Below are 23,890 nucleotides of genomic sequence, written 5' to 3'. Positions count from 1 at the left end.
AAATACTGAAACCGGGCAGTCCTCCGCATGCGGTAGCTGCCCAATGCCGCTGTCGCCAGAGATCACACCATCAGCGCGGCAATAACCTGCTGAAAACGGGCATTTGATGCGTCGCTAAATTGCCGCTGGCAGCGTCCTTTAATGATAACCGGTTCATCCCCGGGCGCTTACCTGCCCGTAGAAGCTGCGTTTCAACACCGTGCTGTGCCGCCAACGGCCCACGATAAAACCCCGTTTCACGCAGCCATATTTTGCGGCTGTGACCGGGCGCTCACTACGGACAACGCTTAAGCCAAGGGCAAAAAAAAGGCCAGCTGAACGCTGGCCGGATAATGCGGACAGCGCTACTTGCTGCCCGGGCGCAGCGCCGGGAACAGGATCACATCGCGGATAGTATGGCTGTTGGTAAACAGCATCACCATACGGTCGATGCCGATGCCTAAACCGGCGGTTGGCGGCAGGCCATGCTCCAGCGCGGTCACGTAATCTTCGTCGTAGAACATCGCTTCATCGTCACCCGCGTCTTTGGCATTCACCTGCTGCAGGAAACGTTCCGCCTGGTCCTGTGCATCGTTAAGCTCTGAGAAACCGTTACCAATTTCACGGCCACCGATAAAGAACTCAAAGCGGTCAGTGATTTCAGGATCGACATCGTTACGACGCGCCAGCGGAGAGACTTCAGCCGGATATTCGGTAATAAAGGTTGGCTGGATCAGATGTTCTTCCGCGGTTTCTTCGAAGATCTCGGTCACCACGCGGCCCAGCCCCCAGCTCTTCTCAACGTTAATCCCCAGCGACTGGGCGATGGCGACTGATTTATCGAAGTCGGCCAGATCGGCCAGATCGGTCTGCGGACGATATTTCAGTATCGCTTCTTTCATCGTCAGTTTTGCGAAGGGCTGACCAAAGTCAAACTGCTGGTCGCCATAAGGCACTAAGGTACTGCCCAGCACGTTCTGCGCCAGCGTACGAAACAGGCTTTCGGTCAGTTCGATCAAATCTTCGTAGTCAGCATACGCCATGTAGAGTTCCATCATGGTGAACTCCGGGTTATGCCGCGGCGAAATACCTTCGTTACGGAAGTTACGGTTGATTTCGAACACGCGGTCGAAACCGCCCACCACCAGACGCTTCAGATACAGCTCCGGGGCAATACGCAAGTACATATCAAGATCCAGCGCATTGTGATGAGTGATAAACGGCCGGGCAGACGCGCCGCCCGGGATCGCCTGCATCATCGGGGTTTCCACTTCCATAAAGTCGCGGCCCACCATAAAGTTGCGGATACCGGCCATAATCTGCGAGCGAACTTTAAACGTGTTGCGTGAATCGTCATTAGCAATCAGGTCGAGATAACGCTGACGGTAGCGGGTTTCCTGATCCGCCAGGCCGTGGAACTTATCCGGCAGCGGACGCAGCGCTTTGGTCAGCAGACGCAGTTCGCTACAGTGGATCGACAGCTCGCCGGTTTTGGTCTTGAACAACTTACCGCGTGCGCCGAGGATATCGCCGAGATCCCACTTTTTGAACTGCTCGTTATAGATGCCTTCCGCCAGATCGTCACGGGACACGTACAGCTGAATGCGGCCGCCTACATCCTGTAAGGTGACGAAAGAGGCTTTGCCCATAATACGACGCGTCATCATACGGCCCGCAACGCTGACTTCTATACCCAGCTCTACCAGCTCTTCGTTCTCCTTGCCGTCAAATGCGGCGTGCAGCTGGTCAGAGGTGCGATCGCGACGGAAATCGTTGGGGAACGCCACGCCGGCTGCGCGCAGAGCCACCAGCTTTTCGCGCCGCGCTTTCAATTCGTTGTTCAGCTCAAGTGCGGCGTCCGGGGCCTGCGGTTGTTGTTCAGACATGTGAGTTCCTTATAAACCTGCTTTCAAACTTGCTTCAATGAAACGATCCAGATCGCCATCCAGAACCGCCTGAGTATTACGCGTCTCTACGCTGGTACGCAGATCCTTGATGCGGGAGTCGTCCAGCACGTAAGAGCGGATCTGGCTGCCCCAGCCAATGTCAGACTTGTTGTCTTCCGCCGTCTGCTTATCCGCATTTTTCTTCTGCATCTCGTATTCGTACAGCTTGGCACGCAGCTGCTTAAATGCCTGATCTTTGTTTTTATGCTGAGAACGGTCGTTCTGACACTGCACCACAATGTTGGTCGGTAAGTGGGTAATACGCACCGCCGATTCGGTTTTGTTAACGTGCTGGCCACCGGCACCGGAGGCGCGGTAAACGTCGATACGCAAATCGGCCGGATTGATTTCGATATCAATATTGTCGTCCACTTCCGGATAGATAAACACCGAGCTGAACGAGGTATGACGACGGCCACCGGAGTCGAACGGGCTTTTGCGCACCAGGCGATGCACGCCGGTTTCAGTACGCAGCCAGCCGAACGCGTAGTCACCGATGATCTTGATGGTAGCGGATTTAGTCCCGGCAACTTCACCATCTGACTCTTCAATAATTTCGGTTTTAAAGCCTTTGGCCTCTGCCCAGCGCAGATACATACGCAGCAGCATGCTGGCCCAGTCTTGCGCTTCGGTGCCGCCGGAACCGGCCTGGATATCCATATAGCAGTCGGCGCTGTCATATTCGCCAGAAAACATGCGGCGGAATTCCAGCTCGCCAAGCTTCTTGTCCAGCCCGTCAAGTTCGGCGACCGCCTCATTGAAGGTATCTTCGTCTTCTGCTTCCACCGCCAGCTCCAGCAGGCCGGAAACATCTTCCAGCCCCTGAGTCATCTGGTCGAGCGTTTCGACCACCGCTTCTAATGCGGAGCGTTCTTTACCCAGCGCCTGTGCGCGATCGGGTTCATTCCAGACGTCAGGCTGTTCTAATTCAGCGTTAACTTCCTGCAAGCGTTCTTTCTTAGCATCGTAGTCAAAGATACCCCCTGAGCACGGTACTGCGCTCGGTGAGATCCTGAATACGGTTTTTTACCGGATTAATTTCAAACATGATTTTGAGATCTTATTAGGTGATCGAAAAGGACTTAAATATAACCACGCAGTTTAACTGAAATAGCGCACGGTTTGTAGTATTGAACACGCTGCCTGGCCGCGCTGCCATGAAATGAAGGACCCGTATGTCGGTCACCGATGCCCTGCTGGCCTTTACCTTTGCTGCTGCTCTGCCACCAGTTATCGGGCAAGGGGAAAAAACGGTTGTGCCGCCAGGCTGGCGCTAAGCCGCCGACCGGGGCGATCCCGGACGGCTAAACTACAGCGCCCGGTTAAACTACAGCGCCCAGAGATGGTCAATAATCAGCTGCACATTGCGGTTACCACGATACTCATTAACGTCGAGCTTGTAGGCCAGTTCGACCTGCTTCACGGCTGGATCCGGCCACAGCGCGGTATCAACGTTAAAAGCGATACCGTCCAGCAGCGGGCCGCCGCCAAGCGGCTCAACCATCACCTTGAGGTGGCGTTCCCCCACCAACCGCTGCTGTAGCAGCTTAAACTTGCCGTCGAAGGTCGGTTCCGGGAATGCCTGCCCCCATGGCCCGGCGTCACGTAGCAGTTCCGCCGTGGGCAGCGTTAACTCTTGCGCCATCAGCTCACCATCGGACCACACCACGCCCTGTAGCGATTCCGCATCCAGCCAGTCGCCAACCAGATCCGCAAAACGCTGACGAAACTCGTCAAATTTTGCCTCTTGCAGTGACAAACCCGCCGCCATCGCATGCCCGCCGAATTTGACGATCAGCCCCGGATGCAGCGTATCCAGCCGCTCAAGAACGTCACGCATATGCAGCCCGGCAATCGAACGCCCGGAGCCTTTCAGCATGCCGTCCCCAGCCGGCGCGAAAGCGATCACCGGACGGTGAAAACGCTCTTTCAGCCGGGAGGCAAGAATACCAACCACGCCCTGATGCCATTCAGGATGATACATGGCAATGCCCAGCGGCAGCGCTTCGCTGGCGCTCTCCAGACGGTTGCACAGCGTCAGCGCTTCCGACTGCATCCCTTGCTCTATCTCTTTACGCGTTTGGTTGAGCGCATCCAGTTCGCTGGCCAGCATGCGTGCCTGTGCGAGATCCTCACTGAGCAGCAGCGCCACCCCAACCGACATATCGTCCAGCCGACCGGCTGCGTTCAGCCGTGGCCCGAGGGCAAAGCCTAAATCGCTGGCGGCCAGCTGCCGCGCATCGCGATTGGCGATCTCCAACAGGGCGCGTATGCCGGGACGGCACTTGCCGGCGCGAATGCGGCTCAACCCCTGCCATACCAGGATGCGGTTGTTGGCATCCAGCGGCACCACATCAGCAACGGTGCCGAGCGCCACTAAATCCAGCAGTTCCGCCAGGTTCGGCAAGGTGTTTACGCCGTCGTCACGCAGCCGGGCGCGCAGCGCCAGCATCAGATAAAACGCCACGCCTACCCCCGCCAGCGCCCGCGAAGGGAAGGCGCAGTCACTGAGATTGGGGTTCACAATGGCGTCCGCATCCGGCAGGATCTCGCCCGGTAAATGGTGATCGGTGACAATCACCGCAATACCTTTTTGATGGGCCAGCGCTACGCCGGCAAGCGATGAAATACCGTTATCGACGGTAACGATCAGCTGCGCCCCGCGTACCGCCGCCTGTTCCACCACTTCAGGGCTAAGACCGTAGCCGTCATCAAAGCGGTTTGGCACCAGATATTTGACGTTCTGAGCGCCCATACCGCGCAGTGACAGCACGGTTAGCGCCGTACTGGTCGCGCCGTCGGCATCGAAATCACCCACGATCATAATGCACAGGTTGTCGAGCAACGCTTTTTGCAGGATGGTTACGGCTTGATCAATACCACTAAGAGATTGAAAAGGGTGAAGATTTTTCGCACCCCGTTCCAGTTCACAGGCACGGGAGACGCCGCGATGGGCGTAAAGACGGCGTAATAACGTGTGCAGATCGGCGGGGAGTGCGGCAACGTCCGCCGCCTCACGGCGACGGAGTTCAGTTTTACTGTTCACAAAAATCAGCCACCATTTTTCTGGCCGTCAAGGAATTTCTTCAGTTCCTGCGCTCCCTGATAGCCAGGCACCAGCGTGCCGTCCTGCAACAGCATAGCCGGAGTACCCTGAATACCGTACTGGGCGCCCAGTGTATAATGCTGTGACAGGTCAATCTTACAGTCAGCCGCTTTCACCTCATCACCTTTCATCGCCGCATCAAGCGCCTTGTTACGGTCGGCGGCACACCAGATGGATTTCATCTTTTTCGCCACCGGGCCTTCCATCCCTTCACGCGGGAAGGCCAGATAGCGCACGGTGATCCCCAGAGCATTGTAGTCCGCCATCTGCTGATGCAGTTTATGACAGTAGCCACAGGTGATATCGGTAAACACCGTGACCACGTACTGCTCTTTCGGCGCTTTGTAGACGATCATCTCTTTGCTTAGCGCTTCCACTTTCTTTTCCAGCAGCTTGTTGGTGACGTTAACCGGATGGCTGCCGCTGACATCATAGAGCGGCCCCTGAATAAAATGTTTGCCGTCGTCGGTGACGTACAGTACACCGCTTTCGCTTAGCACGGTTTTAAATCCCGCCAGTGGCGAAGGTTGGATCTCAGTCTGTTGTAAGCCCAGTTTGCTTAACGACTGCCGGATAGATGCATCATCAGCGTTTGCCAGTCCACTGACTGCGGCTAATAATACTGAAAGTAACAGGTAATGCTTTTTCATAACTATGTCCTTATCGCCTCTTATACAGGCTTTTTTGCGCTCATTCAGGCGCGTGGATGGTGTTGCTGATGCAGCTGCCGCAGGCGCTCTGTCGCTACATGTGTATAAATCTGTGTCGTTGATAAATCGCTGTGACCTAATAACATCTGTACGACACGCAAATCTGCCCCGTGGTTCAGCAAATGGGTTGCAAAAGCATGACGCAGAACGTGGGGTGACAGTTTTTCGCTGTCAATGCCTGCCAGTGTGGCGTAATGCTTGATGCGATGCCAGAAGGTTTGACGCGTCATTTGTTTCGCACGATTACTGGGGAACAACACGTCAATCGTCTGTCCATTGAGCAGCCACGGGCGGCCGTACTCAATAAACTGCTCGATCCAGTGCACCGCCTCTTCCCCCATCGGTACCAGACGTTCCTTATTTCCTTTACCCATCACCCGTACCACCCCCTGACGAAGGCTGATATCGCTCAGGGTCAAACCGACCAGTTCAGTCACGCGCAGACCGGTGGCGTACAGCAGTTCCAGCATCGCCTTATCGCGCAGTTCAATCGGCAGATCGAGGCAAGGTGCCTGTAACAGCCTTTCTACCTGGGCTTCCGACAGATCCTTCGGCAGGCGCTGCGGCAGCTTGGGTGAGGAGAGCAGCGCGCTGGGGTCGTCATCACGCAGCTTTTCCCGATACAGATATTGAAACAGACGGCGCATGGCGCTAAGCAGGCGCGCAGAACTGCTGGCTTTATAACCCCCCTCCAGGCGCTGCGCAAGAAACTCCTGCAGATTGGCTACCTCCACATTCAACAGCGACAGCTGCTGGTGCGCCAGCCAGTCACCCAGTGAGCGCAGATCGAGGCGATAAGAATCCACGGTATTTTGCGCCAGGTTGCGCTCGATCCACAGGGCATCAAGGAATTGCTCAATCAGATCGTTATCCTGCACCGCTCTCCCCTTTTCAGCAACTTATCCGCCATATGAGACGTTGTTTGCGTTCATAAACCCGCTTTATAGTAGAGATATCAAGGTATTGATACTAATAAGTGCGTCATAACTAAGCCTATTATGCCTTATTTTTGTCCTGTTCTGATATCGTTGCTGCCCGCATTTAAGAAGAATAAGGTCGGGAATATCGGGGTGAAGCGAAATGAGAACCTACCCTGGCGGAACCCGATAGAAATCATTACCACTCAGGTATGAACCCTTCCCTGGTGACGACAGCTAAGGGGAAAAGACGATGCAATCAGGCCGACAAGACCGACGGTCAATTCTGCATTGCGAGATGTACGTGAGAAAGGCAGGGCGCAACCCGGCACACTTTGAGGATTTAATGTGATTATACAGAATCGAGTAAGCGGGTCACCTGCTGCTTATCTGCCTCCTGTCACAACGCAGCCCATGCAGGGAGCTTCTGCCGGGGCTTCAGCGACATCAGCGGCGTCCGGCAATTCCTTTATCAGTTATGCGCCACCCCATGCCGTGTCGAAACTTTCTGCCGCTCATGAGAGAGGACCGTTAAGTTTTTCCCTCAAGCCGGGTGAACAGGCGGGAAATGCCAACGGGACTTCGTTACAGGCCACGCTAACGAAAATAGCGCAGCTGTTACGTGATATTTTTCAACGCCTCTTATCCCCTCTTCAACATGCTCAGTCAGGCGCAGCAATACAGGGCGGACAGCAGGCATACGGAAAACCGGTTTCATCGCCGCAACCACATGCCGTCCTTCACCACCTTAGCCAGTCAGAGAGGGGGCAAAATAAAGCAACAGATAATCACCTTGCCGACGACCGTTCTGCGGGGAATAATCCGGTTATTTATGCGCCTGCAGCCCGCTCCACCAGCGGCGAGGCGTCGCAGCCGAAGGCGATGCCACAGCCTGAGATAAATACAACGCATAAGCTGCCTTCGCTTACGGCAAAATATGACATAACGCCCAGCCCTGTACCGCAGCCCACGAAAGACGTATCACCACATGTGGCGGTTAAAGAAGGGGCTGATAAGGTGCTGGCAGCCAACGCCACGACGAAAAGCCCTGTGCCACAGCCAACGCAACCTGCTTCTCCGCGAGCGGCGGCGAAGGGGAGCAATGGGGATGGCCTTGCCGGGATAACCGGTTATGCTAAAGCAGCAAATACCACGGGTGGGTCCGGTGGCAAAGTGGTGACGGTTTCCACCGTTGACGAACTGGAAAAAAACCTGACGGGAGATGAACCCACCACCATCAAGCTGGCAAAAAGCCTGTCCGCCAGCGATAAGACGGTAATTAAATTCGGCGCAAACAAGACCCTGGAAGGTACCTCGCAGGGAATGGGGCTGAATAATATCTATCTTGCCAGCGATAAAACGGCAGGCAATGACGTTTTCCGTAACCTCGATTTCACCCACGATGCACGCTATCGAGCCAACGGGGATATTCCCCTGTTTATCAGTAACGGTCAGGGCTACTGGATCGATCACAATACTTTCAGCGGCACCAAGTCAAAAGACGCAACGGGCCTTGATAAGTTACTGTACGTAGGGGGAACGGCTGATAACGTCACGCTGTCCAATTCTGAATTCAAAGATAATGAGTATGGTGTGATCCTGGGACAGCCGGATGATTCCGACGCCTCCTCGCAAAAATATGGCGGATATCCACGGATGACCATTGCGAATAACATCTTTAACAACATTGACGTGCGTTCTCCCGGCCTGATGCGCGAGGGGAAATTCGACGTTTATAATAATTTAATCGATAACTACAACCTGGGCTTTAGCCTGGCAAAAAACGCGACGGTTTTCTCACAGTCGAACTATTTTGAAAATGGTTATGATTTGAACAATCGTGCTAACAGCAGCGGCAGTCTGAATGATTATGGCAACGCATCGGGCTTCAGGGATGTTGGCAGTAACGTGAGCTTCTTACAAACCTCTAAAGGATCGGCGTCGGCACCGGTTGAATACAGTCGCTCGGTGATGACGGCGGAAGCGGCGAGAAATTACGACCTGGCAAATGCCGGAGCCGGGAAATAAGTGCCCGGGTTTCACCGCTGGAAGATTTGCAATGTTCTGTGCGCTAAGAAAACCGATTTCGAACATTCCAATCAGACGGAGCCATCTGCCTTTCAGTTAAGCCTTTTTATGCACAGAAATTGATTTTGGTGCCTGGCCGGATAACTCAGGCCAGGCTTGCCGCGCCATTTTTCTTCATCGATTGGAGAAACTGGGTTCTGCCCTCGCTTGTGTACACGCCCATCTCCCGACTCTCTTTTCACTCCCTGTGGCTTATCACTCCTCAGTCAAAGCGAGAGCTTTTGAGCTTATTGCGTAACGATAAGTATTGATCTGGCAAATGCGAACAGGCCGATTCAACCCGACGAAATCAGCAGGCACAGCAAGCCGACATCGCTGACTGGTGGTATTGCATCAAATCATCAAACGCCATGCAGCCATAGAATGAATATCTACGCTCAACGTCTTACACTGATCTAAAGAAAAGTCATAGCCCTGGATAATCACTTTCTTCAGTTGATGGAGTCACTATGTTTATTGGCATTCTGTTCGCGCTGGCGGCTGGCATGATGTGGGGGCTGATTTTCGTCGGGCCGGTTCTTGTTGCGGATTACCCGGCAGCGCTGCAGTCGACTGCTCGTTATCTGGCGTTTGGGCTGGTTGCTTTACCGCTGGCCTGGTTCGACCGCCGCCGCTTGCGGCGTTTAACCAACGCAGACTGGCTGGAGGCTTTGCAGCTGACGGTGATTGGCAACCTGCTGTATTACTTCTGCCTGGCCAGCGCTATTCAGCGTACAGGGGCACCGGTTTCAACCATGATAATCGGCACATTACCCGTGGTCATTTCCGTGGCGGCCAACCTGTTTTACGGCCACGAGGAAGGGCAGCTGTCCTGGCGTAGGTTAACTCCGCCGCTGTTGGTCATTGCACTGGGGCTGGCGCTGGTCAATATTGCCGAGCTAAAGGCGAACGTAGCCCCGGTTGATCCGTGGCGTTATGGCGGCGGGTTGGTGCTGGCTGTGATCGCTGTGGCATGCTGGACGTGGTTTCCTTTACGTAACGCTCGCTGGCTGCGCAAAAATCCAGCAACACGGCCTTCCTCCTGGGCCACGGCACAGGGGGTGGTAACGTTCCCGCTGGCGCTGCTCGGCTATATTGCCGTTTGTGGACAACTGAGCGTCACTGATACCGTGTTTGCCTTGCCGTTTGGCCCACGGCCTGACGTGTTTATTCCGCTGATGCTCGCCATTGGTGTGCTGTGTTCGTGGATTGGCGCACTGTGCTGGAACGAGGCCAGCCAGCGATTGCCAACGGTTCTGCTTGGGCCATTGATTGTCTTCGAAATCCTTGCCGGGTTGGCTTATACTTTCTTGCTGCGCCAGGCGTGGCCTCCGTTACTGACCTTAGCCGGTATTGCCTGCCTGGTTGCCGGGGTTATCGGTGCCATGCGCGTCAAACCGGCGGCGCTGGAAGCCCGGACTTAACGGCATCAAGCCATTGAGCTCAGGGTCACGAAAATGATTGCTTGCGTGACAAACAATAAACGCCAGGTTTCGTCATCGATTGTTGTCATATGGCGCTGGCGGTTTGGTGAAAGTCCCTGAAGGGGTTTCCCGCTTAACGAATTTGTTGCGCGGGTTTTGATGCGGCATCAGTATTATTTGGGCTTCACCAGGCCTGCCAACTACAACCTGTTAATTTTAAAGAACTAATATGAAAATCGGTCTGTTTTACGGCTCCAGTACCTGCTACACCGAGATGGCCGCAGAGAAAATTCGCGACTTTATCGGCGAAGATCTGGTCACGCTGCACAACCTGAAAGATGACTCTCCCACACTGATGGAACAGTATGATTTGCTGATCCTTGGTATTCCCACCTGGGATTTTGGCGAGTTGCAGGAGGACTGGGAGGCAGTCTGGACCGATCTGCCCAAGCTAAGTCTGCAGGGCAAAATCGTGGCGCTGTATGGCATGGGCGACCAGGGCGAATACAGCGAGTGGTTCCTTGATGCGCTGGGCATGCTCCACGAGGTGCTGACACCTTGCGGCGTGCAGTTCATCGGCTACTGGCCGCTGGCTGGCTATGAGTTCGCCAGTCAGAAACCGCTTACCGACGACGGTAAGAAGTTTGTTGGCCTGGCGCTGGATGATATAAACCAGTTTGAGCAAACGGATGAGCGTATCGCCCGGTGGTGTGAGCAGATCCTGACCGAGATGGCGCAACTGTTGTAGCCCGGCTGCTCCGGCCGCGTCGCGCCAGACGCTTTGCTCATTCGCCGGACGAGGCGTAAAGCGCTCACTGTCAGTTATGCCTGGCCGGAAAACCGGCCGGGCAGAATCAACCTGAGGTTAGCACCAGCCATTCCCCTGTACTTTACTGTTCAGCAATTGCAGGCGCAGCTGACGCCAGTTACGTTTTTCCATGCCGTCGGCGAACAGCCATAGTCGCTCGCGCTGTCCATGAGTATCCTGTAGTAACAGCAGGATTGCCTGCCCGGTCAGCCACGGACGGGAAATAATGCACCACTCGCGTTGACGCCAGCGTAGCTCATGCCCTTCCAACAGAGCGATATCCCCCTGGCGACGACCAATGCGCCGCCGACTGCGTATGCACTCCAACAGTACCAAAACCAGCAACAGCATCCGCACCAGGCCAGAGCTGGCGGGCCATGTCGGCAATAGCAGCGCCAGCATCACTGCCCCATGCAGCAGCAGCGAAAACCGCTGTGCCAGCCTTGATGGCCGCAGTTCACATTGCCACAGGACCACGTTGTTTATTTCTTTGTTGGATTAGCGCCACCATCCTTTTCAGCTCCACGTCTGCCGGCTCGCCGTGGTTCATCAGCCAGTTGAACAGGTCCGGGTCATCGCTCTCCAGCAGGCGAACGAACAGCCGTTTATCGCTGTCGTTCAGCGAGTCAAATTCATACTGGAAAAAGGGCATGATCGAGATATCCAGCTCGCGCATGCCGCGACGGCATGCCCAGTGAATACGTGATTTATTTGTAATATCCATCTCACTCAACAACGGTTAACCAAACATGGCACGTAGTGTAGCGCTTTTTTGTTGCGCTGTTGATGCGCTCTTTATCAGCGTGCGAGATGCCACGCAAACCGCAGTAGCGGTTATCGGATTATCAGGCGATTTGTGCCGCAGCGCCCGGAAACAGGTTGCAAAGCGGGGCTGCTCTTTTAACATGAGTAGCAGAACTCACTACATTGATTAACTCAGGACTGAATCATGCCGAGTATTTCCTTTCCGCCTCGTCAACCGGTGGCATCAACTCGTCTGCCACTGACGCTGATTTCACTGGAAGAGTGGGCGCTGGTGAATGCCAGCGGTGCGGACCATATCAGCTATCTGCAAGGCCAGGTGACGCTGGATGTCGCCGCCCTGCCCCACAGCCAGCACCGCCCAGCTGCACACTGCGATGCTAAAGGCAAGATGTGGAGCAATCTGCGTCTGTTCCACCGCGCCGGCGGAATGGCCTACATTGAACGCCGCAGCCTGCTTGATAAGCAACTGAACGAGCTGAAAAAGTACGCGGTGTTTGCCAAAATTTCCCTTACCGCTGACGAGGGATCCGTGCTGCTTGGCGTCGCGGGTTTCCAGGCCCGTGCCGCGCTGGCAAACCTGTTCAGCACGCTGCCGGATGCTGAGTCACCGGTAATACAACAGGGTGACAGCACGTTACTGTGGTTCGACCTGCCTGCCGAGCGTTATTTACTGGTAACGACCACAGCAAAAGCCGCAGAGATCGCTGAAAAGCTGGCGGGTGAGGCGCAGCTTAACGACAGCGCGCAGTGGCTGGCGCTCGATATTGAAGCCGGCTGGCCGATTATCGACGCGGCTACCAGCGCCCAGTTTATCCCGCAAGCCGCTAACCTGCAGGCGCTGGAGGCAATCAGCTTTAAAAAAGGCTGTTACACCGGGCAAGAGATGGTAGCACGGGCCAAATTCCGTGGTGCCAATAAACGCGCGCTCTATTGGCTGGCCGGTAAAGCAGGCGTCGTGCCGCTGGCGAACGAGGCGCTGGAGATGAAAATGGGGGAAAACTGGCGGCGCACCGGCACCATTCTTGCCGCCTGCCAGCTCGACAATGGCGATGTCTGGGTACAGGCGGTGCTGAATAACGATCTGGCAGCCGATACCGTGCTGCGCGTGCAGGGGGATGAAGGCGGACAGCTGGCGATCCAGCCGCTGCCCTACGAGATCACCGCTGGATGATCACTGCGGCGTGAGATACAAATAGATAGCGAAAAAATGGCACAGCGAGCCACCGAGTACAAAACCATGCCAGATTGCATGGTTGAAAGGGATGCGCTTAGCCACGTAGAAAATCACCCCGAGAGAATAAATCATCCCGCCGGCGGCCAGCAGCCAGACGCTGCCTGCCGGCAAGCGCATCACCATCTGATACAGCACAATCACCGACAGCCAGCCCATCAGGATATAGGTGACCAGGGAAAGCACGGCAAAACGATGGGCGAACGCCAGCTTAAAGATAACCCCAATCAGCGCCAGGCCCCAGATTATCGCCATCAGCCAGTATGCCAGCGGCGATTTCAGCCCAACCAGCAGAAAGGGGGTATAGGTTCCGGCAATCAACAGGTAGATGGCAGAATGATCGAGTTTTTTTAGCCAAAATTTAGCCCGTTTACCTGGAATGGCGTGATACAGCGTGGAAGCCAGAAACAGCAGGATGATCGTGCCGCCATACAGGCTGTAGCTGGCAATGGCCAGTGCATCTGCCCCGGCATCGAGCGCCTGTCTCAACATGAATACCAAACCAATGATACCCAGCAGGCAGCCGACCGCATGGCTGATACTGTTGGCAACTTCTTCCGCCAGCGAATAACCCGTGGTCACTGCTTTCTCTCGTACCATAATTTTCAACATCCTTACCTGACAGGCTTCATCACCGCAGCATGCCGTCGCGGAAAATGTATGACGTTTATCCTGACTGAGAATATTTTCAGAGTACACTTGTAAGCTAAAGTATAACATTTCACGTTTCTGTACAAATTCTCGCGAGAAATACGCAATCGTTTACCCTACAATATTGACCACTGTTTCCAGAACATAAGTGAGATCGGTAAATGTCTGACAGGGCAAAACCCCTAGATTTTGGCGCAATGACAGAGGTTGTGCAGTTCCTGATGGAGCTGGATAAGCTGAAAGTCGTGGAGCGCCGCACCCGCGTGCTCGGCAACGCGCGTCAGGAAAACTCCGCCGAGCATAGTTGGCACCTGGCCATGGCTGCGATGAGCCTCGCCCCCTTTGCCCCTCAAACCGTGGATCTCCAGCATGTGATACAGATGGCGCTGCTGCACGACGTAGTGGAAATTGATGCCGGCGATGTAATGGTTTACGACATCGCCGCGCGCGAGGCGATTCAGCTGCAAGAAGTGGCGGCCGCAGAGCGCATTTTCGGCCTGCTGCCCGATGCGTTGAAGCAGCGTTTTCGCGCGTTGTGGAATGAGTATGAAGCGGGAGAAAGCGTAGATGCCCGCTTTGCCAATATGCTCGACCGTGCGCTGCCGATTATGCTCAATCTGCATAATGAAGGTAAAAGCTGGCGCGAAAATGGCATCCGTCTTGAACAGGTTGAGGCGCGAAATGTGCAGCTGGCCAGCCAGTGGCCGCAACTGTGGGCCTACCTGAAAAAACATCTTGATGACGCACAGGCTAAAGGCTGGTTGCTGTAACCTGTCCCTTATCTGACAGGGCGCTGGCACGATGCCAGCGCTTTATCTGCTGGCATCGTGCATGGTGAACAGCGAAGCCGGGTGCTGCTGGCAACTCCTGCTTTTCATCGTCCTCCTGCTGCATCAATGATCGAGCCGGTAATATACGGGGCGTCATCACCGGGCAGCCAGCCAATGGCGCTGGCGATCTCTGACGGCTGACCACCGCGCTGCATCGGAATGGCAGCCGCAACGCGATCCACCCGCCGCGGCTCGCCGCCGTCTGCATGCATCTCGGTGTAAATAAATCCCGGCCGCACGCCATTAACCCGGATGCCCTGCGCCGCGACCTCTAACGCTAACCCTTTGGTCAGGGTATCCATCGCGCCCTTCGAGGCGGCGTAGTCAACGTACTCATCCGGCGATCCCAGTCTCGCGGCAGCCGAAGACACGTTAACAATCGCCCCCCCGCAGCCGCCGTGATGGTACGCCATGCGTTTCACCGCCTCGCGGCAACAGATAAAGCACCCGGTGACGTTGGTGGCAAAAACCTGGTTGATACGTGCTGCGGTTAACTGCTCCAGACTGGCCTGCTGAAACAGTATTCCGGCATTATTCGCCAGTGTGGCAAGCCGTCCCGGCTGGCGGTCAATGCAGGCAAACATCGCCACCACCTCGTCTTCATTTGAGATATCAGCCTGAATGGCAAACGCACTGCCGCCCTGTCGTTTAATCTCCTGTACCGCCTCGTGAGCCGCATCAGCGCGTCTGGCAAAATTGACCGCAACGCGCCAGCAGCAACGCGGTCGCCCGGCCAATGCCGCGACTGGCTCCGGTGACCAAAGCAATGTTTATCGTATGGCCTCAATAAGAAAAGGGTTGAGCGTGAAATTCAGCTCAACCCTTATACAGCAGTGTGTATCAACAAGGGTTACTGGTATTCGCTGAGCGGTAGGCAGGAGCAGAGCAGATTGCGGTCACCGTAAACATCATCCAGACGCTTCACCGTTGGCCAGTATTTATTTGCACTTCCGGCCGGGAACACCGCCAGTTCACGCGTATAGGGGTGGCTCCACTCGCCGACAATATCCATCTGGGTATGCGGGGCATTCACCAGCGGGTTATCGGCAGCGGGCCATTCGCCGTTCGCCACGCGATCGATTTCACTACGGATCGCCAGCATCGCATCAATAAAGCGATCCAGTTCAACTTTGCTTTCGGATTCGGTCGGCTCCACCATCAGGGTGCCCGCTACCGGGAATGACATGGTTGGCGCATGAAAACCGTAGTCGATCAGGCGCTTGGCAATATCCAGCTCGCTGATACCGGTCTGCTCCTTCAGCGGACGGATATCGAGAATACATTCGTGCGCCACGCGGCCATCGCGCCCGGCATACAGAACCGGATAGGCCGACTGCAGACGTCGGGCAATATAGTTGGCGTTAAGGATCGCCACCGAACTGGCCTGCTTCAATCCTTCCGCGCCCATCATGCGGATATACATCCAGCTGATGGGCAGTATTGAGGCGCTGCCGAACGGCGCGGCGGAAACCGCGCCCTGGGCGGTCAGAACGCCTTCCAGCTGCACCACGCTGTGGCCCGGCACAAACGGTGCCAGATGCGCTTTGACGCCGATGGGCCCCATGCCGGGACCGCCGCCGCCGTGCGGAATGCAGAAGGTCTTATGCAGGTTGAGATGCGATACATCCGCGCCGATGTAACCCGGCGTGGTGATGCCTACCTGGGCGTTCATGTTGGCACCGTCAAGATAAACCTGGCCGCCGAACTGGTGGACGATCTGACAGACTTCACGAATGGTTTCTTCGTACACGCCGTGCGTGGACGGGTAGGTGACCATGATGCAGGAGAGCGCATCCCCCGCCTGTCCGGCCTTATTGCGCAAGTCGTGCAGGTCAATGTTGCCCTGCTTATCACAGGCGACGACCACTACCGTCATGCCCGCCATCTGCGCCGAAGCCGGGTTAGTGCCATGTGCCGAAGCGGGGATCAGACAGATATGGCGGGCCGACTGGTTACGGCTTTGGTGATAACGCCGGATGGCCAGCAGCCCGGCATATTCGCCCTGTGCACCGGAGTTGGGCTGCATACACAGCGCATCGTAGCCGGTCAGCTGTATCAGCCACTGAGAAAGCTGCCCGATCATGTGCAGATATCCCGCCGCCTGATCTGCCGGGCAGAACGGGTGCAGCTCGGCGAACTCCGGCCAGGTGATTGGGATCATCTCTGCCGCCGCGTTCAGCTTCATGGTGCAGGATCCCAGCGGGATCATCGCCTGATTCAGCGCCAGGTCCTTGCGTTCCAGGCTGTGCATATAACGCATCATCTCAGTTTCACTGTGATAACGGTTAAATACCGGATGGGTGAGGATAGCGTCCTGACGCAGCATGGCCGGTGGGATAGAGTGCGCATCGGCATCCAGCGCCTCAATGCTTAAGCCGTGCTGCGCGCCAAGCAAAATGGAGAACAGCGCCATCACGTCCTCACCGGTGGTGGTTTCATCCAGCGTGATGCCAACCGCGTTGAGAAAATCGCTGCGCAGATTGACGCCAAAACTGAGTGCGCGGTCGAGCACCGCCGCTTTATCCGCCACTTCTACCGTCAGGGTATCAAACCAGCTGGTATGGCGCAGTTTCAGCCCACCCTGCTGTAAGCCGGCGGCGAGGATATCGGTCAGGCGGTGAATACGGCTGGCGATGCGTTGCAACCCGGCCGGGCCGTGGAACACGGCGTACAGGCTGGCGATATTGGCCAGCAGCACCTGTGAGGTACAGATATTGGAGTTGGCTTTCTCACGGCGGATATGCTGTTCACGCGTCTGCATCGCCATGCGCAGTGCGCTGTTGCCCGCCGCATCGCGCGAAACGCCGATAATACGCCCCGGCATCGAACGTTTATGCTCATCGCGCGCGGCAAAAAAGGCCGCATGTGGACCGCCGTAGCCCATCGGTACGCCGAAGCGCTGCGCGGAGCCGAAAACGATATCAGCTCCCTGCTGGCCCGGTGACTGCAGCAGCACCAGCGCCATCATATCGGCGGCCACGCTGACCACCACTTTGCGGCTTTTCAGCGCGGCAATCAGCGCGCCGTAGTCATGCACTTCGCCACCGCTTCCCACCTGCTGCAACAGCACGCCGAAAACATCTTCCAGCTGCAGTGCTTTCTCTGCTTTATCCACCAGCACGTCAAAACCGAAGGTTTGCGCACGGGTGCGCACCACGTCCAGCGTCTGCGGGTGCACATCATCGGCGACGAAGAAGCGGTTGGCGTTTTTCAGCTTGCTGACCCGCTTCGCCATCGCCATCGCTTCAGCGGCGGCGGTGGCTTCGTCCAGCAGTGAAGCGGAGGCGATATCCAGCCCGGTCAAATCCAGGGTTAACTGCTGGAAATTAAGCAGCGCCTCAAGCCGCCCCTGCGAAACTTCAGGTTGATAAGGCGTATAGGCGGTGTACCAGCCGGGATTTTCCAGCATATTGCGCAAGATCACCGGCGGCGTCAGCACCGGGGTGTAACCCATGCCAATGTAAGATTTATAGCGCTGATTCTGTGCCGCAATCGCCTTTAACTCGGCCAGCGCCAGATGCTCGGTCAGTGCTTCGCCAATCGGCGGCGGGCCAGGAAGCTGGATGTCGGCAGGGACAATCGCACCGATCAGATCGTTCAAAGAGGCAGCGCCAATGGCGTGCAGCATGGCTGTCTGCTGCTGCTGCGACGGCCCGATATGGCGCTCGATAAAGGATCCGTGATGTTCAAGCTGGCTGAGTTTCTGGGTCATGGGCGGTCAATCCTGCATGGGACGGGGAAAACGAAGCGCGGGGCCTGGCCCGCGCCGGTGGTGACAAAAGCTATTCAGCGATCGCTGCCTGGTAAGCCGCAGCGTCCAGCAGGGTTGCCAGCTCGCTCTCATCGCTGGCCTTAATGCGGAACAGCCAGCCGTCACCGTACGGGGCGCTGTTAACCCGCTCCGGCTCTGATGCCAGCGCGCTGTTAACCTCGATGATTTCGCCACTGAGCGGGGCATAGATATCCGAAGCGGCTTTTACCGATTCCGCCACGGCACAGTCGTCGCCCTGGCTGTAGTGATTACCCACTTCTGGCAAATCGACAAACACCATGTCGCCAAGCAGCTCCTGTGCATGCCCGGTGATCCCCACGCGGTAGCTGCCATCGGCTTCTTTGCGCACCCATTCATGGCTGTCGCGGTATTTCAGTTCATTCGGTACGTTGCTCATTGCAATATCTCCGGGAGACAAGATTAATTCGTTACCGGTTTACCGGCGCGGACAAAAACAGGTTTGGTCACGGTGACCGGCATGGCGCGGTTGCGGATTTGCACCACCGCCTGTTCGCCAATACCGGCCGGAACGCGGGCCAGGGCAATGCTGTACCCCAGAGTGGGAGAGAACGAACCGCTGGTGATAACGCCTTCAAGCATGTTGCCGTCGGCATCGCTGAAGTGCACGGGAAGCGCGTTACGCAGTACCCCTTTTTCAGTCATCACCAGGCCAACCAGCCGTTCCGTGCCTTTAGCGCGTTGCAGCTCAAGCATTTCGCGCCCGATAAACGGGCGGTCAGACGGCTCCCAGCCGATGGTCCAGCCCATATTGGCGGCCAGCGGAGAAACCGTCTCGTCCATCTCCTGACCGTACAGATTCATACCGGCTTCAAGGCGCAGCGTATCGCGTGCGCCAAGCCCGGCAGGCTTGACGCCGGCGGCCAGCAGCCGCTGCCAGAGTTCAGCCGCCTGCTGATTCGGCAGGGCGATTTCATACCCCGGCTCGCCGGTATAACCGGTGGTAGCGATAAACAGCTCCCCCGCCTGCACGCCAAAGAAGGGTTTCATCCCACTGACGGCGTCACGCTGGGCATCATCAAATACGCTTTGCGCTTTTTGCTGCGCGTTCGGCCCCTGCACCGCAATCAGCGACAGATCGTCTCGTTCAGTCAACTCAACGCCATACGCCGCCGCATGCTGTGCAATCCACGCCAGATCCTTCTCACGCGTTGCCGAGTTCACTACCAGGCGGAAAAATTCTTCGCTGATAAAGTAAACGATCAGATCGTCGATCACCCCGGCAGAGGCATTCAGCATCGCCGTATACAGGGCTTTGCCCGGCCGGGTCAGTTTGGCAACGTCATTTGCCAGCAGATAGCGCAGAAATTCGCGCGTGCGCACGCCATGCAGATCGACAATGGTCATATGAGACACGTCGAACATGCCGGCATCACGGCGTACCGCATGGTGCTCATCCATTTGCGAACCGTAATGCAGCGGCATCATCCATCCGTGAAAATCCACCATCCTTGCGCCACTGGCCTGGTGCTGTGCGAATAACGGGGTTTGCTGAATCATATTTTTGTCCCTGATGTCCGGTTACTGACGAGCGCCGGTTACCGCCACCGGCGGCCAGACGCAAACGTTACCCTGCTGCCGAACTTATCACCGAATTTGCCAATTAACCATAAGGTAAACGGGGTTGAACCCGGGCTAAGTCAAAATAGGCCGGCGTTGCACCCTCAGTTTTTTTCACTGGCAAAACGCTAATTTACTGCACATAAATGATAAATAACCGTCTTAAATGCAGTTTAAAAATAGAGGACAGGCACGAATTGAATAAAAAATGACTGGACAGATGCGCCTAAGGCATTATTTAAACTAATGCGAATAAATGCGTGAGATTAGAATATTTCAAACGATGTGCAAAAATGGGGCGCTGGTTGCACCCTGTGCATGAAAGCGGGCATGAGGTGGTAAAAAAGGGGCCGAAGCCCCCTTTTATACACTGAACGTTAACGCAGCCAGTCAGGCAGATCGTGCAGGCCCCTCGCCTGTTTCAACAGCGCCGGCTTAACCCCTGGCAGGTTATCAGCCAGCGCCAGGCCAATATCACGCAGCATTTTTTTCGCCGGATTGTTGCCGTCAAACAGTTCGCGGAACCCCTGCATACTGGCGAGCATCACTGCGGCGCTGTGTTTGCGGCTGCGTTCGTAGCGGCGCAGATAAAGGTGCTGCCCCATATCTTTGCCCTGCTGGTGCAGGCGGCGCACTTCGCCAATCAGTGCCGCCGCATCCATAAAGCCAAGGTTAACCCCCTGCCCGGCCAGCGGATGAATGGTGTGGGCGGCATCGCCGACCAGCGCCAGACGATGGCCAGCAAAGCTGCGCGCGTAACGCCCCATCAACGGGAAAGTTTCGCGCTCGCTGGCCAGCTCGCACAGGCCAAGGCGCAGATCGAAGGCTACCGACAGCTGCTGATTGAATAGCGCTTCCGGCATCTCCTTCAGCCGCGAAGCCTCCTGTGGCGACAACGACCAGACGATGGAGCTAAGGTGCGGATCGCTAAGCGGCAGAAAGGCCAGAATGCCGTCACCGTGAAACACCTGACGCGCCACCGATTGATGGGGCTTTTCCGTGCGGATATTGGCTACCAGCGCATGATGCTGATAGTCCCAGAAGGCAAGGGGAATATCGGCTTTATTGCGCAACCAGGAGTTAGCCCCGTCTGCCGCCACCAGCAGGCGGGCGGTCATCATGCTGCCATCCTGCAGGGTAACGAAAGCTTCGTTATCGCCAAAGGCAACCTGTTGCAGCGCGCCCGGGGCAATCAGCGTGATATCGCTCAGACTTTGTGCTCGTTGCCACAGCGCCTGGTGGATCACCCTGTTTTCAACAATATGGCCGAGATGCGCCAGGCCCTGTTGCTCATCGTTAAAGGCAATATGACCGAAACTGTCGCGGTCCCAGACTTCCATACCGTGATAAGCGCTGGCGCGCATGCTCAGTACCTGGCTCCAGACGCCAAGATGCTGGAGTAAGCGTTCACTGGCGGCATTTATCGCAGATACACGCAGTGCGGGCGGCGCATCGCTGGCGGGCGCAGCCGGTTGTTCACGCTCAAGCACCGCCACGCGCATTCCGCTGCCCTGTAAACCACAGGCCACCGCCAGCCCGACCATACCGCCACCGGCGACGATCACATCATAGCTTTGCATTACTGCTTTCTCCTTAACGCTTGACCCAGCCCAGCGTTCGCTCGGCGAGCAAATTTCGTAACGGCGGCAGAGAATCCATCGCCATCAGTCCCAGGTTGCGCCCGATCACCAGCGGCGCATAGTGGTTGGCAAAAATTCTTACCAGCCCATCGGTCATACCAATGGTGGCCTGGGCGTCCGGCTGACGGCGCTGCTGGTAATGTTGCAGCGTGGCATAGTCGCCCACGCCCTGGCCGCTGCGCCAGGACGTCGCCAGCGTTTCCGCCAGCGACATGACGTCTCGCATCCCCAGGTTAAACCCCTGACCGGCAATAGGATGCAGAGTCTGGGCGGCATTACCAACCAACGCCAGACGATGAGAAACATGCCGGGTGGCGGTCTGCAACTGCAGCGGATAACTGTGCCGTTGCCCCACCCGGGTCATCCGCCCCAGCCGCCAGCCAAAGGCGCGCTGAAGACGCGCAAGAAATTCTTCATCGCTCCAGCTATCCACCACCGTTTTCTCTGCCAGCGGATGGCACCATACCAGCGAACTGCGGCCGTCCGACATCGGCAGTAGCGCCAGCGGGCCGTGCCGGGTAAAGCGCTCAAAAGCTCGTCCCTGATGGGCCACCCCGGTGGAGACGTTGGCAATCACCGCCACCTGCTGGTAATTCGCGCTTTGCCACTGTATGCCGCAGGCTGCTGCCACCTGAGAACGTGATCCGTCCGCCGCTACCAGTAATTCGCCATCCAGTCGTTCGCCACTGGCCAGTACCACGCTGACGCCATTCTGTGCGCGTTCAACCCGGGCGACTTTATCCGGACAACGCAGCGTAATACCCGGTGCCTGCTTAAGACGCTCAAACAGCCGTTGCCCGGCCTCATGCAGTTCCACGACCTGGCCCAACGCCGCTACGCCATAGTCAGCAGCGTTGAGCGAGACAAAGCTGGCATGGCCGCGATCGCTGACGTGAACATGGGTAATGGCGGTGGCAACGGGGGCCAGTAACGGCCACAGGTCAATCGCAGCCAGCTGCTGACAGGTGCCTTCAGCCAGCGCGATTGCGCGTCCGTCGTAGCCCGGATGGGCGCGACTGGCAGGCTCGCTAGCTTCAACCAGCGTTACCGCCAGCTCTCCCTGGGTTAGATGAGAAATAGCCAGCGCCAGCGTGGCTCCGGCCATCCCTCCCCCTACAATAATGATGCTCATGGCTGTTTCGCTGCCGCCATCAGTGCTTCAATTTCATCGGCATCTTTTACCACCGTGGCCGTCAGGTTCTCATTACCGTCGGCGGTAATAATGATGTCATCCTCAATACGAATACCGATACCGCGATACTCTGCCGGCACATCAGCGTCCGGGGCGATATATAAACCGGGTTCAATGGTCAGCACCATTCCCGGTTGCAGAATGCGGTCACGGTCAACTCCGTAATGCCCAACGTCATGCACGTCCAGCCCGAGCCAGTGGCTCAGGCCGTGCATAAAGAACTGACGATGGGCATTTTCAGCCATCAGCGTATCAACGTCGCCCTGCATGATCCCCAGTTTAACCAGCCCGCTGACCATGATTTTCACCACTTCCGCCGTCACTTCACGGATACTGGTGCCGGGACGATACAGTTCCAACGCGCGGTTGAGGGAAGCCAGCACGATGTCGTAGATGGCGCGCTGCGGGCGGCTGAACTTGCCGCCTACCGGGAAAGTACGCGTGATATCCCCGGCATAACCTTTGAGTTCACAGCCGGCATCAATCAGCACCAGCTGGCCATCTTGCATCTGGCTTTCATTTTCGGTGTAGTGCAGGATGCAGGCATTGTCACCCGCGCCAACAATGGTGTTGTACGAAGGGAAACGTGCGCCGTGGCGGCTAAACTCATGATGTATTTCTCCCTCCAGCTGATACTCGTACATACCCGGGCGCGACTGCTGCATGGCTCGCGTATGGGCCAACGCGCTGATGCGCCCGGCCTCACGCAATACGGCCTGCTCTTCAGCAGATTTAATTAAACGCAGTTCATGTACCCACGGACGCCAGTCGGTGAGCGTGGCGGGGGCGGAGAGATTCTGCCGCGCCCCCGCGCGCAGTTTCTCCAGCGCGCTGAAAACGATGCTGTCTGCAAAGGCGAACTGCCCCTGGGCGTGATAGATGATGTCCAGCCCATTCAGCAACAGGTGAATCTGATTAGCCATATCATCCCAGGGCAACGCGCGGTCCACCGCCAGCCTTGCGGGTGCGGCCTCCTGCCCGAGGCGGCGTCCAAACCAGATTTCCGCCGTGAGATCACGCTGGCGATTAAACAACACGCTGTGATGGTGATTGTCAGCGCTTTTTATCAGCAACAGCAATGCTTCTGGTTCATTAAAACCGGTGAAGTACCAGAAGTCACTGTTCTGCCGGTAAGGGTATTCACTGTCGTTGCTGCGTGTCGCTTCCGGGGCGGCAAAAATCAACGCCGCGCTGGCCGGAGCCATTTTCGCTAACAGCGCCTGGCGGCGGCGCAAAAACTCTTGCTGGGTCATTCAACCTCCTGAATGCAAATC

General features: G+C 56.5%; 19 protein-coding genes and 1 pseudogene. 5 read left to right on the top strand and 15 right to left on the bottom strand.

Going from position 1 to position 23,890, the window contains the following annotated elements; translation table 11 throughout:
• Window positions 1-344: 344 nt before the first annotated feature.
• From lysS to xerD, 5 genes are all read right to left on the bottom strand, one after another.
• The gene (lysS, locus tag JGC47_RS03365; protein WP_004155615.1) at window positions 345-1,865 is read right to left on the bottom strand and encodes a lysine--tRNA ligase; all 1,521 of its coding nucleotides are present in this window, start codon (window positions 1,863-1,865) and stop codon (window positions 345-347) included.
• Window positions 1,866-1,874: 9 nt separating this feature from the next.
• Window positions 1,875-2,973 (bottom strand): peptide chain release factor 2 gene (prfB, locus tag JGC47_RS03360; RefSeq protein ID WP_013036217.1). Its coding sequence is split into 2 segments (ribosomal slippage): window positions 1,875-2,897 and window positions 2,899-2,973, totalling 1,098 coding nucleotides; the frame shifts between segments, so codons are not numbered across the junction.
• 279 nt (window positions 2,974-3,252) lie between these two features.
• Window positions 3,253-4,971: a single-stranded-DNA-specific exonuclease RecJ gene (gene recJ / locus JGC47_RS03355; protein WP_004155604.1), complete on the bottom strand. Its 1,719-nt coding sequence runs from the start codon at window positions 4,969-4,971 to the stop codon at window positions 3,253-3,255.
• A gap of 5 nt (window positions 4,972-4,976) precedes the next feature.
• Complete coding sequence (gene dsbC / locus JGC47_RS03350; RefSeq protein WP_004155602.1) at window positions 4,977-5,681, bottom strand: bifunctional protein-disulfide isomerase/oxidoreductase DsbC; 705 nt, start codon at window positions 5,679-5,681, stop codon at window positions 4,977-4,979.
• A gap of 44 nt (window positions 5,682-5,725) precedes the next feature.
• A complete protein-coding gene (gene xerD / locus JGC47_RS03345; RefSeq protein WP_004155600.1) occupies window positions 5,726-6,619 on the bottom strand; it encodes a site-specific tyrosine recombinase XerD in 894 nt (297 codons plus the stop codon).
• Window positions 6,620-7,006: 387 nt separating this feature from the next.
• Between xerD and JGC47_RS03340 the strand changes: the two genes are divergently transcribed.
• The 3 genes from JGC47_RS03340 (at window position 7,007) to fldB (ending at window position 10,897) form a co-directional block, all read left to right on the top strand.
• Entirely contained in the window at window positions 7,007-8,686 is a 1,680-nt protein-coding gene (locus tag JGC47_RS03340; RefSeq protein WP_004155599.1) for a pectate lyase family protein, read from the top strand.
• Between the two features lie 509 nt (window positions 8,687-9,195).
• Window positions 9,196-10,149 carry a DMT family transporter gene (locus JGC47_RS03335; RefSeq protein ID WP_004155597.1) on the top strand — a complete coding sequence of 318 codons (954 nt, stop codon included), beginning with the start codon at window positions 9,196-9,198 and terminating at the stop codon, window positions 10,147-10,149.
• Between the two features lie 229 nt (window positions 10,150-10,378).
• The gene (gene fldB, locus JGC47_RS03330; RefSeq protein ID WP_004155596.1) at window positions 10,379-10,897 is read left to right on the top strand and encodes a flavodoxin FldB; all 519 of its coding nucleotides are present in this window, start codon (window positions 10,379-10,381) and stop codon (window positions 10,895-10,897) included.
• Between the two features lie 117 nt (window positions 10,898-11,014).
• Here the strand turns inward: fldB and JGC47_RS03325 are convergent, their stop codons facing one another.
• Together JGC47_RS03325 and sdhE are read right to left on the bottom strand one after the other, a co-directional pair.
• Complete coding sequence (locus tag JGC47_RS03325) at window positions 11,015-11,434, bottom strand: protein YgfX (protein WP_004161808.1); 420 nt, start codon at window positions 11,432-11,434, stop codon at window positions 11,015-11,017.
• Window positions 11,415-11,681, bottom strand: coding sequence for an FAD assembly factor SdhE (gene sdhE, locus JGC47_RS03320; RefSeq protein ID WP_004155593.1), 267 nt, complete (start codon window positions 11,679-11,681; stop codon window positions 11,415-11,417). Before sdhE ends, JGC47_RS03325 begins: the two co-directional genes overlap by 20 nt.
• A 225-nt stretch (window positions 11,682-11,906) precedes the next feature.
• Between sdhE and ygfZ the strand changes: the two genes are divergently transcribed.
• On the top strand, window positions 11,907-12,893 hold the full coding sequence (gene ygfZ, locus JGC47_RS03315) for a tRNA-modifying protein YgfZ (protein ID WP_004155590.1): 987 nt from the start codon (window positions 11,907-11,909) through the stop codon (window positions 12,891-12,893).
• Here the strand turns inward: ygfZ and trhA are convergent, their stop codons facing one another.
• Window positions 12,894-13,553, bottom strand: a complete 660-nt coding sequence (trhA, locus tag JGC47_RS03310) for a PAQR family membrane homeostasis protein TrhA (protein ID WP_004155588.1) — start codon at window positions 13,551-13,553, stop codon at window positions 12,894-12,896.
• A gap of 212 nt (window positions 13,554-13,765) precedes the next feature.
• Here trhA and JGC47_RS03305 point away from each other — a divergent pair, with 212 nt between their 5' ends.
• Window positions 13,766-14,374: an HD domain-containing protein gene (locus JGC47_RS03305; protein WP_004155587.1), complete on the top strand. Its 609-nt coding sequence runs from the start codon at window positions 13,766-13,768 to the stop codon at window positions 14,372-14,374.
• 104 nt (window positions 14,375-14,478) lie between these two features.
• Here the strand turns inward: JGC47_RS03305 and JGC47_RS03300 are convergent.
• From JGC47_RS03300 to pepP, 7 genes and pseudogenes are all read right to left on the bottom strand, one after another.
• A pseudogene (locus JGC47_RS03300) lies at window positions 14,479-15,208 on the bottom strand (SDR family oxidoreductase).
• A gap of 76 nt (window positions 15,209-15,284) precedes the next feature.
• Window positions 15,285-18,146: an aminomethyl-transferring glycine dehydrogenase gene (gcvP, locus tag JGC47_RS03295; RefSeq protein WP_004155577.1), complete on the bottom strand. Its 2,862-nt coding sequence runs from the start codon at window positions 18,144-18,146 to the stop codon at window positions 15,285-15,287.
• Window positions 18,147-18,216: 70 nt separating this feature from the next.
• Entirely contained in the window at window positions 18,217-18,603 is a 387-nt protein-coding gene (gcvH, locus tag JGC47_RS03290; protein ID WP_004155575.1) for a glycine cleavage system protein GcvH, read from the bottom strand.
• 23 nt (window positions 18,604-18,626) lie between these two features.
• Window positions 18,627-19,724 (bottom strand): glycine cleavage system aminomethyltransferase GcvT, encoded by a 1,098-nt coding sequence (gene gcvT / locus JGC47_RS03285; RefSeq protein ID WP_004155573.1) that lies wholly within the window; start codon window positions 19,722-19,724, stop codon window positions 18,627-18,629.
• Between the two features lie 437 nt (window positions 19,725-20,161).
• Window positions 20,162-21,364: an FAD-dependent 2-octaprenylphenol hydroxylase gene (gene ubiI / locus JGC47_RS03280; protein WP_004155571.1), complete on the bottom strand. Its 1,203-nt coding sequence runs from the start codon at window positions 21,362-21,364 to the stop codon at window positions 20,162-20,164.
• Window positions 21,365-21,377: 13 nt separating this feature from the next.
• A complete protein-coding gene (ubiH, locus tag JGC47_RS03275) occupies window positions 21,378-22,556 on the bottom strand; it encodes a 2-octaprenyl-6-methoxyphenyl hydroxylase (protein ID WP_004155569.1) in 1,179 nt (392 codons plus the stop codon).
• On the bottom strand, window positions 22,553-23,869 hold the full coding sequence (pepP, locus tag JGC47_RS03270; protein WP_004155561.1) for a Xaa-Pro aminopeptidase: 1,317 nt from the start codon (window positions 23,867-23,869) through the stop codon (window positions 22,553-22,555). Before pepP ends, ubiH begins: the two co-directional genes overlap by 4 nt.
• Between the last annotated feature and the right edge of the window lie 21 nt (window positions 23,870-23,890).

Origin of the sequence: Erwinia amylovora, assembly GCF_017161565.1 — a bacterium.
GTDB classification, from domain to species: Bacteria; Pseudomonadota; Gammaproteobacteria; order Enterobacterales; family Enterobacteriaceae; genus Erwinia; species Erwinia amylovora.
This window is presented reverse-complemented; position numbering and strand designations above follow the sequence as displayed.